The 14,242-nt window shown below is 65.4% G+C and carries 10 protein-coding genes; 4 read left to right on the top strand and 6 right to left on the bottom strand.

Going from position 1 to position 14,242, the window contains the following annotated elements; genetic code table 11:
- Window positions 1-2: 2 nt before the first annotated feature.
- From R9J51_RS14495 to R9J51_RS14475, 5 genes are all read right to left on the bottom strand, one after another.
- The gene (locus tag R9J51_RS14495) at window positions 3-554 is read right to left on the bottom strand and encodes a DUF2141 domain-containing protein (RefSeq protein ID WP_179504851.1); all 552 of its coding nucleotides are present in this window, start codon (window positions 552-554) and stop codon (window positions 3-5) included.
- 614 nt (window positions 555-1,168) lie between these two features.
- Window positions 1,169-1,447 carry a hypothetical protein gene (locus tag R9J51_RS14490; RefSeq protein ID WP_168555081.1) on the bottom strand — a complete coding sequence of 93 codons (279 nt, stop codon included), beginning with the start codon at window positions 1,445-1,447 and terminating at the stop codon, window positions 1,169-1,171.
- A gap of 68 nt (window positions 1,448-1,515) precedes the next feature.
- The gene (locus R9J51_RS14485; protein ID WP_179504850.1) at window positions 1,516-2,949 is read right to left on the bottom strand and encodes an efflux transporter outer membrane subunit; all 1,434 of its coding nucleotides are present in this window, start codon (window positions 2,947-2,949) and stop codon (window positions 1,516-1,518) included.
- A gap of 5 nt (window positions 2,950-2,954) precedes the next feature.
- Window positions 2,955-6,125, bottom strand: a complete 3,171-nt coding sequence (locus R9J51_RS14480; RefSeq protein ID WP_169474560.1) for an efflux RND transporter permease subunit — start codon at window positions 6,123-6,125, stop codon at window positions 2,955-2,957.
- A 7-nt stretch (window positions 6,126-6,132) separates the two neighbouring features.
- Window positions 6,133-7,311 carry an efflux RND transporter periplasmic adaptor subunit gene (locus R9J51_RS14475; RefSeq protein WP_179504849.1) on the bottom strand — a complete coding sequence of 393 codons (1,179 nt, stop codon included), beginning with the start codon at window positions 7,309-7,311 and terminating at the stop codon, window positions 6,133-6,135.
- 106 nt (window positions 7,312-7,417) lie between these two features.
- On the opposite strand from R9J51_RS14475, the gene R9J51_RS14470 reads away from it, so the two are divergent.
- Window positions 7,418-8,107 (top strand): TetR/AcrR family transcriptional regulator, encoded by a 690-nt coding sequence (locus R9J51_RS14470; protein WP_248291630.1) that lies wholly within the window; start codon window positions 7,418-7,420, stop codon window positions 8,105-8,107.
- Window positions 8,108-8,154: 47 nt separating this feature from the next.
- Here R9J51_RS14470 and R9J51_RS14465 read toward each other — a convergent pair whose 3' ends face one another.
- A complete protein-coding gene (locus R9J51_RS14465) occupies window positions 8,155-9,651 on the bottom strand; it encodes a PAS domain-containing protein (RefSeq protein ID WP_179504848.1) in 1,497 nt (498 codons plus the stop codon).
- A gap of 239 nt (window positions 9,652-9,890) precedes the next feature.
- Here R9J51_RS14465 and R9J51_RS14460 point away from each other — a divergent pair, with 239 nt between their 5' ends.
- From R9J51_RS14460 to R9J51_RS14450, 3 genes are read left to right on the top strand one after another with little or no spacing between them, the layout of a single operon-like run.
- A complete protein-coding gene (locus R9J51_RS14460; protein ID WP_168555076.1) occupies window positions 9,891-10,577 on the top strand; it encodes a response regulator in 687 nt (228 codons plus the stop codon).
- Window positions 10,558-11,907, top strand: coding sequence for a FecR domain-containing protein (locus R9J51_RS14455; RefSeq protein ID WP_432787508.1), 1,350 nt, complete (start codon window positions 10,558-10,560; stop codon window positions 11,905-11,907). Before R9J51_RS14460 ends, R9J51_RS14455 begins: the two co-directional genes overlap by 20 nt.
- Window positions 11,904-14,162: a CHASE2 domain-containing protein gene (locus tag R9J51_RS14450; RefSeq protein WP_432787507.1), complete on the top strand. Its 2,259-nt coding sequence runs from the start codon at window positions 11,904-11,906 to the stop codon at window positions 14,160-14,162. Before R9J51_RS14455 ends, R9J51_RS14450 begins: the two co-directional genes overlap by 4 nt.
- Window positions 14,163-14,242 lie beyond the last annotated feature (80 nt).

Here is a 14,242-nt window from a genome sequence, read left to right as displayed (position 1 = left end):
GGTCAGCCGGTCGTCGGCCCGAACCCTGATAATCCGCGCATGTATTGCATGTGCATTTCCAGCGTCTGGCGCGTGGCGGTGGCCGTGACCGTGGCTTCCGCAACGGCAGGGCGGCGGCGACCCAGCCTGCTGTTGCCGATCAGCGCCAGGCCATCGCTCCAGATGTCGAACTTGAACTTGCCGTCGCGGTCGTGAATGACCACCAGGGCAAAGCGACCGGGGCCGGGCGCATCGATGCAAACCACGCTGGGCCCGCGCGGATTGGGCAGCGTGATGGTGCGGCGAAAGACCTTGCCTTCGCGCCGCAAGTCATCCTCGCCCTTCAGGAAATCATCGGGCGCTGCGGGGTATAGCTGGGCAACGAGGCGGCCAGAGCGATCCTTGAGACCATCCACCTTTACGAGAAAGCCCGGCCCGTTTTGCATGGCACAGCTTTCGGGGTGCTGCGCATCGATCTGGGCGGGCGCTGATGCGGCGCAGGTGATGGATACCAGGCCGAGGGCAAGCACGGTAGTAGCCAGGGCCGCAAGTGCCCGCGTGGCGCCTGAAGACATGGTGGAAATCCTGGATGGCTGGGGCCTGGCCAAGAAGTCGGGCCGGCGCGGCGTTGTGATGATGGGCCAGGCGGTGGGTATGAGGCGCCTGGCCGAGGGGGCGCCGGCCCGACAGTGCGCCGGCCGGCGGTGTGGCGCATCCTCGCTTGGCCCGAGAGGGAGCCGCGCAGGGGCGACCGGAATCGCGCGCCACGCCGCCGGCCGGCAGGCCTTACCGGGCCAGGGTGCACCTTGCGGGCAATCCTGGCATGCGACCCGGAAGGATCTGGAAAACGGCGATCGGGGTGGTGTGATCCATCTGCGCGAAACCTTTGGAAGCAACGCCGGCTGCAATGGCCGGGGCGACATCCGGGATATGGCGCAGGGCGATCCATGGTCATTGCAGGTTCGATCGAGAAATGATCGAGATGCGCGCGGGCCGTGAAAAGGTGCGGCGCTGCCTTGGCTTTGCTGCCTTGCGATGATGGCTATCGTATCAACGCGGGCCGAGCAGGCAGGCGCCAGGCGCAAAACTGCCCATCCGGGAAATCAGGCTGGCGAAGATCGCCTGGGCAGCGCAAGCAACCCGGACAGGGCAGGGCGGGAGGCGACTGGCGACCCCCGCCGATGCGCAATCAGTTGGCGGCGCGCCGCATGTGCTTGCCGCCATAGCGCTGGCCCAGATAGGCCGAGAGGCGCCGAAGATAGCCCACCGCCTCGGTGGCGCTGCCGTTGTTGCAGGGAAGGGGGTTGCGGCTCGTGCCCGTGGCCCGGCGTTCCACCTTTTCACAAAGCAGTTCGATGTCGCTGCGCGTCAGCAGGTTCTTTTCCCGCATCAGGCACAGCAGCGATTCCAGGATGATGAGGCTTTCATCGCCTGCATCGGTTACGCCTTCACGAATCCCTTCGCTCATCGCCAGACCTCTTCCACATATATGTTATGTGGCACATCCTATTTTAGTCTGGCGATTTGGCAAGCGAATCAATCGAGGCCACCGCCCAGGGTGCGATACAGCGTGACCAAGTTGTTGGCGCGATTGAGCCGGGTGGTCACCAACTGCTGCTGTGCGGAGTAGGCGGTGCGCTGCGAATCGAGTGCGGTGAGGAAGGATTCCACGCCGGCCCGATAGCGCGCGTCAGACAGCATCGCGGCCTGGCTGGCGGCCTGGACCCGCGCCGTCTGGGCGGCCACCTGTTCGTCGATCGTGCCGCGCTGTGCCAGGGCATCGGCCACTTCGCGAAACGCGGTCTGGATCGTCTTCTGGTATGTGGCCACGGCCGCATCGCGCGAAGCCTTGGCATAATCCAGGTTCGCCTTGTTCTGCCCGAAGTTGAACAAGGGCACGCTGGCCGATGGCGACACGGTGTAGGTGCCGGTCCCGGCCGAGAACAGGTTGCTCAGCGTGGAGCTGATCGTACCGATTGTGGCAGTCAACGAGATGGTCGGGAAAAAGGCCGCGCGGGCCGCCCCGATGTTGGCGTTCTGCGCGATCAGCTGGTGTTCGGCCTGCAACACGTCTGGCCGGCGCAGCAGCACGTCGGACGGCAGGTTGCCGGGCAGCGCGTCGATCGTTGCCGGCGCGGCATTCAGGCTGTGGGGTTGCAGCGTTTCCGGCACCGGCGCGCCGGTCAGGAGTTGCAACGCGTTGAGGTCTTGCGCCACCTGGGTCTGCAACACGGCAATGTCGTTGCGCGCCGATTGATAGCTGGTGTCGGCCTGCTGCATTTCCAGGGCAGAGGTTACACCAATGCGGAACTGCGCCTTGGTCAGGTCAAGGCTTTGTTCGTAGGCCTTGAGCGTCTTTTGTGACGTGGCCAACTGGTCGCGGTCGGCCGCCAGGGTGAGCCAGGCCGAGGCGATTTCACCGATGAGGGTGACGCGGGTGGCGCGGCGGCCCTCCTCGCTTGCCAGGTACTGCTCCTGCGCTGCCTTGCTCAGGTTGCGCAGCCGGCCGAACAGGTCGATCTCGTACGAAGAGAGACCGACGTTTCCGGTGAAGTACTGGATATCGGCCACGCCCGAGGTCGATGATCCGCCCGCGCTCGCCGCGAACGAGGCGGTGTTGGTATACGTGCCCGATCCGCTGGCGGTGATCGCCGGGAACAGGTCGGCGCGCTGCACCCGGTACTGCGCCCGTGCCTGGAGCACGTTGGCCGCCGCCAGGGCCAGGTCCTGGTTATGCGCCAGGCCCAGTTCGATTACCTGGCGCAGGCGGTCGTCGCGAAAGAATTCGCGCCAACCGATGCGCGCCAGGTCCTGTGCCTGCGCGGTATCGGCGGCGGGATAGACGCCCTGCCCTTGGGGCAGGGCAGGCGGCACCGCGGGCGCCGGCCGGGCATAGCGCGGCGCCATGTTGCACCCTGACAGCAGCAGCGCTGGCAGCACAGCGGCAAGGGCGATGGGGGATTTGATCACGACTGTCAGACTCCCTGGGGCGCGGACGCGCCCTCGTCGTCTTGGATAAGGGGGCGGTTCGCCTGCTTGCGCGCGACGAAGAGATTGTAGACCACCACGAAGAACATCGGCACGAGGAAGATCGCCAGCACCGTTGCCGAAAGCATGCCGCCCACCACCGCACGGCCGATGGCGTTCTGCCCGCCCGCACCGGCGCCAGTGGCCACCGCAAGCGGCAGCACGCCGAACACGAAGGCAAGGCTGGTCATCAGGATCGGCCGCAGCCGCAGCCGCGCCGCGCTGACCGCCGCCTCGAACGGGCCGAGGCCATCGCGCATGCGCTCTTCGGCAAATTCCACGATCAGGATCGCGTTCTTGGCCGAGACGCCGATCGTCGTGATCAGGCCCACCTGAAGGTAGATGTCGTTGTTGAGGCCCGTCAGCGTGGCAGCCAGCAGTGCACCGATCACGCCCAAGGGCACGACCATGATCACCGACAGCGGCACCGACCAGCTTTCGTACAGCGCGGCAAGGCACAGGAAGACGATCAGCAACGACAGGCCATAGAGCGCCGGGGCCTGACCGCCCGAAAGGCGTTCTTCATACGAAAGGCCCGTCCATTCCAGCGCGGTGCCTGGCGGCAGCTTGGCGTGGATCGCTTCCATTGCCTTCATGGCGTCGCCAGTGGACACGCCCGGTGCCGGGGCGCCCAGGATTTCCATGGAAGGCAAGCCGTTATAACGGGTCAACTGCACCGGTCCCGTTTCCCACGAGAGCGTGGCAAAGGCGCTGAACGGGGTCATGCTGCCGTTGCTCGATCGCACGAACAGCTTGTCCATGTCCTCTGGCGCCATGCGATAGGGGGCATCGGCCTGGACATAGACCCGCTTCACACGGCCGCGGTCGACGAAATCGTTGACGTAGCTGCCGCCCCAGGCCGTGGCGATGGTGCTGTTGATGGTGGCAAGGTCAACGCCGAGCGCGCCGGCCTTGTCCTGGTCGACCGTCACCTTGAGCTGTGGCGCATCGTCGAGCGAGTTTGGCCGCACGCCCACCAGGCTCTTGTCCTGCATGGCCATGCCCAGCATCATGTTGCGGATCTTGAGCAAGCCGGCATGGCCCAGACCTGCCTGGTCCACCAGTTGCAGGTCGAAACCGGTGGCATTGCCCAGTTCCTGCACGGCCGGCGGCGTGATCGCAAAGATCAACCCGTCGCGGTAGGCGGCAAAACTGGCCATCGCGCGCCCGGCGATCGACTGGGCGTTGTTGGCGCTGCCTGAGCGTTCGCTCCACGGTTTGAGCGGGATGAACGCCAGGCCGCTGTTCTGGCCCGAGCCGGCAAAGCTGAAGCCGTTGACGGTGAAGACGCCGACAACATTGCCGCTTTCCTTGTTGATGAAATGTTCGCGGATCGCGGACAGGCCCTTTTCGGTGCGTGCGGCGGTGGAACCAGCCGGCCCTTGCACCAGCGCGATCACCGCGCCCTGGTCCTCATCGGGGAGGAAGCCGCCTGGCAGCCGAACGAACAGCAGCGCCAGCCCACCCACGATCAGGGCGTAGATCACCATCGAGCGCTTCCAGTTGCGCGCGGTGGAACGCACGCCCTTTTCATAACGCTGCTGGCCGGCATCGAACTTATCATTGAACCAGCGGAAGAAGCGGGCCAGCGGGCCATTGCTTTCCTGGTCCTTGGGCGTGTGCGGCTTGAGGATCGTGGCGCAAAGCGCCGGGGTCAGCACCAGGGCGACCAGCACAGAGAGCACCATGGCGGAAACGATGGTGATCGAGAACTGGCGATAGATCACCCCGGTCGATCCACCGAAGAAGGCCATCGGCAGGAACACCGCCGCCAGGACCATGGCGATACCGATCAGCGCGCCAGAGATTTCGTCAATCGACTTGCGCGCGGCGTCTATGGGACTGAGGTGCTCGGTAACGATCAGGCGCTCGACGTTTTCGACCACCACGATCGCGTCGTCCACCAATAGGCCGATCGCCAGGACCATCCCGAACAGCGTGAGCGTGTTGATCGAATAGCCGGCGACCGCCATCACTGCAAAGGTGCCAAGCAGCACGATGGGCACGGCGATGGTGGGGATCAGCGTGGCGCGCCAGTTCTGCAGGAACAGGAACATGACGAGGAAAACCAGCACCACGGCTTCGATCAAGGTGTGGACCACCTGCTCGACCGACAGCCGCACGAACGGCGTGGAGTCATAGGGATAGATGACCTTGATATCGGGCGGAAACTGACCCGAAAGCTCGGCCACGCGGGCTTTGATGGCGTCTACCGTGTTCAGCGCATTGGCGCCGGGCGCCAGCTTGATCCCAAGGCCGGCGGCGGGCTTGTCGTTCCACTTGGAATCAAAGCCATAGTTTTCCGCGCCGATCGCCACGCGGGCAACGTCTCCCAGGCGCACCACGGCGCCGTCGCTGCCGGTCTTGAGACGGATCTTGGCGAATTCGTCGGGCGTGGAGAGGCGCGATTGCACCGCCACGGTGGCGTTGAGCATCTGTGTGCCCGGTGCCGGCAGCGCGCCGATCTGCCCGGCCGAGACCTGGGCATTCTGCGCCTGGAGCGCGGCGGTGACATCGGCGACCGACAGGCCGTACTGGTTCAGCTTGAGCGGATCGAGCCAGACGCGCATGGCATATTGCGACCCGAATATCTGTGTGTCGCCGACGCCCGAAACGCGCGCGAGCGGATCCTGCAGCTTGGAAACGAGATAATCGGCCAGGTCGGCGCCGGAATGCGCGCCGTTTTCCGAGTAGATGCCGACGAACAGCAGGAAGTTCTGTGTGGCCTTGGCCACCTGCAGGCCTTGCTGTTGCACTTCCTGGGGAAGCAGCGGCGTCGCTGCCTGCAGCTTGTTCTGGACCTGCACCTGGGCGATGTCGGGGTTGGTCCCCTGTTCGAACGTCAGCGTGATCGTCACCGTGCCCGCAGAGGACGACGAGGACGAGAAGTAACGCAGGTGGTCCAGCCCCTTCATCTGCTGTTCGATGATCTGGGTGGTGGTCTTTTCCAGCGTTTCTGCGTCAGCGCCCGGATAGGTGGCGGTGATCGAAACCGCCGGCGGGGCGATCGCGGGGAACTGCGAAATCGGCAGCGAGCGGATGGCGAGGACGCCCGCCAACATGAGCACGATCGCGATGACCCATGCGAAGATGGGCCTGTCGATGAAAAAACGAGACATGGCGGGTTTACTTTCCCTTGGCCGCTGCCGCGGGCTGTGCCGCTGGCGCGTTGGGGTTCCACGGCTGCGGGGTTACCGCCATGCCCGGTTGCAGCATCATCCCGCCTTCGACGATGACCTTGTCGCCGCTGCGCAGACCGCCCGTGACGATCCACTTGTCGCCCTGCGTGCCGCCGGTCTGGATCTGGCGCTGTTCGACCTTGTTCTGTGCGCCCACGACCATGGCCACGGCATCGCCGTGTTCATCGCGGGTCAAAGCCTGCTGGGGTAGGGCGATGGCGTTTTGCACCGTGCCCTGGACCAGCTTTGCCCTCACGAACATGCCCGGCAGCAGCAGGCTGCGCGGATTGGGGAACACCGCACGCAGGACTTGCGAACCGGTGGCCTGGTCGACCGTGACGTCGGTGAACAGCAGGTCGCCTTCCAGCGGATAGGTGCTGCCGTCCTCCAGGATGAGTTGCACCTTGGCCTTGCCGTCCTTGGTCAGCTTGCCGTCCATGATCTGGCGCCGCAGCTTGAGCAGGTCGGCGCTCGATTGGGGAATGTCGACATAGACCGGATCGATACGCTGGATGGTTGTCAGCGCCGTGGTCTGCGAAGCCGAAACCAGCCCGCCCGTGGTGGTGAGCGAACGCCCGATGCGCCCGCTGATCGGTGCCCGGATGGTGGTGCGGCCCAGATCGATCTGCGCAGTGCGCAGCGCAGCCTGCTGCGCGGCAACATCGGCGCGGGCCTGGCCGGCGCTGGCAACCGCGTTTTCATAGTCCTGGCGCGCGATCGCGTTGATCTTGACCAGTTCGCCATAACGGCGGGCAAGCGCCTCGGTCGAGGCGATGGTTGCCTGGGCCTTGGTCAAGGCGGCACGCGCGCTCGAAACCTGGGCCTGATAAGGCGCGGGATCGATGCGATAGAGCGGCTGGCCGGCGCGCACGAATTCGCCTTCGGTGAACAAGCGCGCCTGGATCAGGCCGTTGACCTGGGGGCGCACGTCCGAAGTTTCATAGGCAACCGTGCGGCCGGGGAATTCGGCGCTGATCGACAGTGGCTCCTCGCGAACGGCGACCACCGAAACTGGCGGGGGCGCGTTGCCACCAGCACCGCCAGGTTCACCCGCGCCAGGGGTGTGCGATCCACATGCCGCAAGGGCCAAGGCCAGGGCCGGTGTCACGTGCCGCAAAAATGTCATGCAAAATCCTGCCGATCAGTGTATGAGAGTGAACGATCACTCACAATTCCGCTACTGCGCCGGGGGGCAGTGGTCAAGAAGTAAAATACGGGTAGAGAGATTAGACATGGTGACTGACTACATGCCAACATGCCTGAGGACGGGCGGCAAGGCGGCTGAAAGGCGCGACAAGATCATAAGTGCGGCTCGCAAGCTGTTTATCGAAAACGGTTTTCACGCAACGGGGGTGGCGCAGATCGCCAAGGAATCGGGCGTTGCCGTGGGCCAGCTCTATCGCGACTTCGCCTCGAAGGAGGCGATCATCGCCGCCATCGTTGCCCAGGACAGCAGCGAATTCCTGATCGGGAGCGACATCGTGCGCAGCGTGGCCGATGGCGACGAGGCGGCCGTGTGGCAGTGGCTGCGCGAATTTCTCGATCCCGATCCCGATTGCACCAACGTGTTGATTGCCGACATCGTGGCCGAAGCGGCGCGCAACCCGAAAGTGGCCGGCATTTTCGACGGGTGCCACCAGCAAGTGCATGGCGCGCTGCTTCAGGCGCTGGAAGTGCTGTTGCCAGGGCCGGCCATGGCCGAGGCGCGGGGCACCATGGCCGACATGATGCTGATGCTATCCCTCGGCCTCTTGCAGCACGACCTTATCCGCGGCGAAACCGAGGCACGGCGGCTGGCCGATGTTGCTTTTGCGTCGATCCGCACGCAAATCCTGGCCTTTCGCAGCCAGATGCCGGGCAAGAATGCGCAGGAAGCGGCGGGGCCTTGCGAGCTGTGCGGCAGTCTTGGGCCGTTTGACTGATGCTGCTGCCGTCCTGAAGGCGCGTTGCCAGGCCAACCGGCCCTGGCTCAATTCCGCGCGGCTTCGGGCCGGCGCAAGGCCACGCTGATACGGCACTCGACCCCCAGCGGGGCGAAGGTCAGGTCCACATGATTGCCGGTCGAACGGGGCAATGCGCGCTCGATGAGAGTGGTGCCAAAGCCCTTGGTCTCGCGCTGGCGCACGGCCGGGCCGCCACGTTCCTGCCACAGCAGTTCCACGCGGTTTTCCGGCTCGATCACGGCCCAGTTGATCGACACCGTGCCCGTGTCGTTCGACAGCGCACCATACTTGATGGCATTGGTCGCCAGTTCGTGGAGAATCAGTGCCAGGCCCTGCGCCGCAGCGGGTTCGATGTCCGCGTTCGGGCCCTGCATGGTGATCCGCCCGAACAGATCGACATGCAATTTCATCACCGCTGCCACGATCAGCGCAATGTCGGACGGGGCCACGCGGCCTTCGATCAGCGCTGGCTGAGTCACGGCCAGCACGCTGAGGCGGGCGAGGATATCACGGCGGGCCGCGGGCACGTCTTGCGCCGTGCGCAAGGTGGCTGAAACCACCGCCTGGGCCATCGCAAGCGTGTTTTTGATGCGGTGCACGCTCTCGCGCATGATCGTGGCCATGCGCAGTTCGGTGCGGTGCTGTTCGGTAACGTCCACGCCTTGCACGAAAATGCCATGGATCGCGCCGCTGGAATCGCGCAGCGGCTGATAGGCGAAATCGACGAAGCGCTCTTCCTGGGGCAAGCCCGGCGCCTGCTGCAGCATGATCGACACGCCCCGGCCGATATAGGGCTGCCCGGTGTGATAGACTTTGTCCAACAGGTCGATGAAACCTTGCTCCACCACTTCGGGCAGGGCTTCGCGCACGGTAAGGCCACGCAGGGGCCGGTCACCCACCAGGCGGCGATAGGCGGTGTTGGCAATCTCGAACACGTGATCGGGCCCGCGCAGAATGCCCACGAACCCGGGGGACTGGTCGAACAGGTCGCGCAGGCGCTCGCTTTCGGCTTGAACCTGGTTGGCTCGCATCAGGATGCCGGCTTCCAGGATCGCGCTGCGCCCGGCATCGTCGGGTTGGGTCAGCAAGGCCGTGATATCGGCGGTATGCTGGAGGATATAGCGCAACTGTCCCGGCGCGGCCATGATCGGAACGTGCGTCGCGCTCCAATAGCGCATGGTCGGCACCGTCCCGGGATCTCCCACCGCGTAGGGGATGAACGCGATATGGTCGGTCTTGTGGGTATGGATCACCCGCTCGAGCGAATGGCGCAGCAGGCGATAGCTTTCGCTGTCGGGTGGGCTCGGAAAGGCTTCGAACATGCCCATGCCCACGAAGGTGTTGCGCGAGCGACCGACCGCGGCGACATAGGCATCGTTGCAGCCGGCAATCGTCAGGTCGGGTCGGATCAGTACGTAGGCATTGGGGGCCACGCCAATCAGCCCGCCCAGACAGCCATCGACGATGGCGATATCGCCATAGTCCAGGTTCGTCAGGCGTTTGGCTTCATCCGTGCGGTCCATGCCGTTCCCTCGTGCGTTCGGCACAGCGTTCCGCCTGGGCTCTTCGCCCGCTGTGCACACCTTGATGCCAGACTTTACGGCGTTCGGGAATGCACCAAATTGGTATCTGTTGCGTAGATTTGTTTCTTTTTGCCCTGCTGTAAAACATTGCAAAGGGTTTATGCGCTATCTCGCAATGCGCGCGTGCATTGCTATGGAGGCGAGAGATCGCCCGGAATTGCGGGCGCAGAAGGGCCGACGTGCGCATAGCGATTTTGGAAGATGACGTGGCCTTGGCGGGGTTGGTGGAAATGACCCTGGCCGAGGCGGGGCACACGTGCGAGGTGTTCGGCGACGGGCAGGTGCTGACGCGTGCCCTGCATCGCGCCACGTATGACCTGCTGATTCTCGATTGGAATGTGCCGGGCATGACCGGGCTGGCCATTATCGAATGGACGCGCGGGAACCTGGAAGTGCCGCCACCGGCGCTGATGCTGACCAGTCGCTCGGCCGAGGAAGACATCGTTGCTGGCCTGTCGGCCGGGGCAGACGATTACGTGATCAAGCCGGTCACCCCCGCCGTGCTCAAAGCGCGGGTCAACGCGCTGGTGCGCCGTGCCTATCCGGCAACGGCACCGATGGTCGAGCAATTCGGTCCCTACAAGTTCGATACACGTGCTGACACGGTGGAACTGGCCGGGCAGGGCATCGCGCTCACCGCCAAGGAATTCGCACTCGCGCTCCTGCTGTTCCGCAACATGCACCGCGCCTTGTCGCGGGCCTATATCTTCGAGGCCCTGTGGGGCCGCAATCCCGACCTTCCCACGCGCACGCTCGATGCCCATATTTCCAACATCCGCACCAAGCTAAACCTGCGGCCGGGCAACGGGTTCAAACTGGTGCCGATCTATGCCTACGGATATCGCCTTGAAGCGCTTGCGTCCTGAAGCCGCGGCCCTGGCGCTGGGCCTGTTGCTCACTGCCGTCGGCACGGCGCCGGCCTTGGCCGCGAACCCGCCCCAAGGGGCCAGTGCGTTTACCCCGGCGCCCGATGACATGGTTCGCTATCTGGTCCGTCCCGGCGACAACCTGTTCCGCCTGGCCAGCGACTATCTGATTCGCCCCGAAACCTATCGGCAGGTGCAGCAGATCAACCACGTCGCCGATCCGTTGCGGCTGCCGATCGGCAAGACCTTGCTGATCCCGCGCGTGCTGCTCAAGCATGAGACGGTGCGCGGTACAGTGCTGAGCTGGCGTGGCGCGGTGCGCATCGATGGCCGCCCGGCGGCCAACGGCATGCCGGTGGCCGAAGGCATGCTGTTGGAAACCGGGCAGAAGTCTTTCGTGACGGTGACTTTGCCCGATGCCACCAGCATTGCCCTGCCATCGCAATCGGCCGTGCGCGTGCGCCGCTTGCGCAAAGTGGTGCTCGACGCGCATGTCGAGCGCCTCTTCGCGATCGAGCGTGGCCACGCCAGCGCTGCCGTCACCCCGATGACCGATCCGGCCAGCACGTTCCAGTTCGCCACACCCGGCGCGGTCACGTCAGTGCGCGGCACGCACTTCCGCATGAGCTATGACGCGCAAAGCCACCGCGCCACCAGCGAGGTGTTGGAAGGGAAAGTGGGTTTCGATCCCAGCGGGCGCGCGGCGCAGGTGCTGCCAGCGGGCTTTGGATCGGCCAGCGATCTTGACGAGCCGGTGGCACTGCTGCCCGCGCCGCAATGGATCGATGCCGGCAGCCCGCAGGCCGGCCCGCAGCTGCGCTTTGCCTGGCAAGCCCAACCCGGCGCGCGGGGCTACCACGTGCAATTGGCTGCCGATGCCGAGTTCGTCAAAGTGCTGGACGAGACGGTGGGGGCCGAAACCACGGCGCAGCTTGCCGCCCAGCCGGATGGCCATTATTTCGTGCGCGCCACCGCGATCGACGACCACGGCCTGGAAGGCAAGCCTGCCATCGCGCAGTTCGACCGACGCCTGGAAAACAGCCTGCGCCTTTCGGTGGAAGAAAGCTGGAACGGCCCGGTGCGGCAATATGTGTTCCATTGGGACCCGGCTTACGACAGCCAGGCAACGTTCCACTTCCAGCTGGCCAGGCCCGGCCGCGAAGATCGTCCCGAAATCGATCGCCCCGGCCTTTCCAGCCATATGCTGGTGGGCCTGGCGCTGCCCGCGGGGCGCTATCGCTGGCGGGTGCGGATCGATGAAGTGGTGGGTGGCACCACGGTGTCGCACTGGAGCGATTACCAGGACGTGCGGATCGAGGCTTCCTGGTGAGCCTGGGCCATCAGCTGAAACTGCGGACGCAGTGGTGGCTGATCCTGGTGGCGGCAAGTGTGCTGGTGCTGGTGCTCACGCTCGACCGCACGATGCTGCGGTTCGACAATGCGATCTATGATCACCTGTTGCAGCTGGGCGGGCCCGCATCGGGCCAATCGGTGCTGCTGGTGGAAATCGATGACGAAAGCATCGCGCGCATGGGGGGCTGGCCGTGGAACCGCACGACCCACGCCGCGCTGATCGATCGGATCAAGGCCGGAAATCCGCGCGCGATTGCCTATGACGTGCTGTTTACCGAGCCCGGCGATCCCGCCGTGGATGCCCGGTTGGGCGAGGCGATCGCTGCTGCCGGGCCGATCTTCCTGCCGATGTTGCCGCCGCCCCATGGTGCCGCCGGCACCATGGCCGAACCGGTGCTGCCGATCGAGGCGGTGCGCCAGGCGGCGACGGGCATTGGCTATGCCTCGGTCGATCCCGATGCCGATGGCGTGGTGCGCACGGCCACCGTGGCGTCGCGAACACGGCAGCCGCAACATCTCATGGCGCTGGCGGCCCAGGCCGCGCTGCGCCGCGCGCAGCCGGACGCGGCGGCGCAGATCCCCGTGGGCGCGCGGTTGATCCCGTTTGGTGCAGGTGGTGGGCGTTGGTCCGAAGTTTCGGCCGCCGCCGTCCTGGCTGGTGAAGTGCCGCCCGAACTGTTGCGCGATCGCGTGGTGGTGGTGGGCGCCACCGCCACCGGATTGGGCAGCCGCTATCCCACGCCCACCGGGCGGGTGATGTCGGGCTTGGAGATCGAGGCGCACCTGTTGCAGGGCCTGATCAATCGCGCGATGATCCGGCCGGCCGGGCCGATTGCGTTGCTTGCGCTGGGGCTTGTCCCGCTGTGGGCCTTGATGATCGGCCTGGGCCCCTTGGGCCGGGCACCGGCGCTGGTGGTCGTGGGGCTGAGCAGCGCAGCGGTGGTGGCGGTTTCCGCGCTGTGCTTGCTGGTGCTGCGCCTGTGGCTGCCACCGGGTGCGGCGCTCGCGGGGTTGGCGGTGGCCTATCCGCTGTGGGGCTGGCGGCAACTGGCGGTGATCGAGCAGTTCATGCGCGCGCAGTTGCAGCGCCTGAATGAAGAGCCATCGCTGTTGCCGCGCGTGGTGCTGTCGCGGCCGGGACGGCGCGGGATGGCCGATACCATTGCCTTGCTTCACGCCGCCATCGCCCGCAACCGCGAGATGCGCCATTTCGTGGCCGACCGGCTGGACCAGTTGCCCGATGCCACGCTGGTGGCCGATCTGCCCGGCCGCATCGTGTTGGCCAACGCCGCGGCACATCGGCTGTTTGCCAGCTTCGACCGCAGGATCGAGGCGGGCGTTACCCAGGCAAGCGATCTGCTTGCAGCGGTGCGCCTGGCTGGCAGCGGCGTGGCGGTGCCGTTCCCGCCAGAAGCGAGCGCGCCAGCCACGCACGAAGTACAGCGTGACCAGGCGCATTTCTATCTGGTGGGCATCGCTCCGCAGACCCAGGCCGATGGCCAGCGCGCCGGCTGGATCATCCGTTTTGTCGATATCAGCGAGGCAAAGGCCGCCCAACGCCAGCGCGACGATGTGGTGCAATTGCTCACGCACGACATGCGCTCGCCGCAGGCGTCGATCCTGGCGGTGCTCGAAACAGCCGCGCCCGACCGGATCAATCCGGTGGAAGCGGGTGCCATTCGCCATTATGCCGAGCGGACCTTGCGCCTGGCGGATGGCTTCGTCCAACTGGCCCGCGCCGAATACCTGGAATACGCGCTGGAAGAGGTTGACCTGGGCGACATGCTCATCGACGCGATCGACGATCTGTGGCCGCAGTCCAATGCCAAGGCGATAGAGATCGTCACGCAGGGCGAAGAGCCGATGCTGGTGCTGGGCGAACGGTCACTGCTCACCCGCGCGCTGGTCAACGTCATCGGCAATGCCATCAAATACAGCCCGGAGGGCACGCGCATCACGTGCACCCTCACGCGCGAGGATCGCGCCGATGGCGGCCACTGGGCCCTATGTTCGATCGCAGACCAGGGCTGCGGCATGGATGAAGACCTGCGTGCGCGAATGTTCGAGCGCTTCCTGCGTGGCCCGGTCGGGCTCGGCCCCAAGACCAGCGGCGCGGGCCTTGGCCTCAGTTTCGTGCACACGGTGATGGTCCGCCATCACGGCACCATTGCCTGCGAAACCGCGCCGGGGCGGGGCACGACATTCACATTGGCGTTACCGATCAAGGGTTGAAGCGCAAGCGTTGCAGGTTCTGGCGCAGCGCGGTCAGGAGCGCATCGCACGAGGGCCCACGCGCCGCGACCCAGGCGCTG

This window comes from Novosphingobium rhizosphaerae (genome assembly GCF_050920675.1).
GTDB lineage: Bacteria > Pseudomonadota > Alphaproteobacteria > Sphingomonadales > Sphingomonadaceae > Novosphingobium > Novosphingobium rhizosphaerae.
The sequence above is the reverse complement of the archived record's forward strand: the minus strand, read 5'-3'. Positions and strand labels throughout refer to the sequence as shown.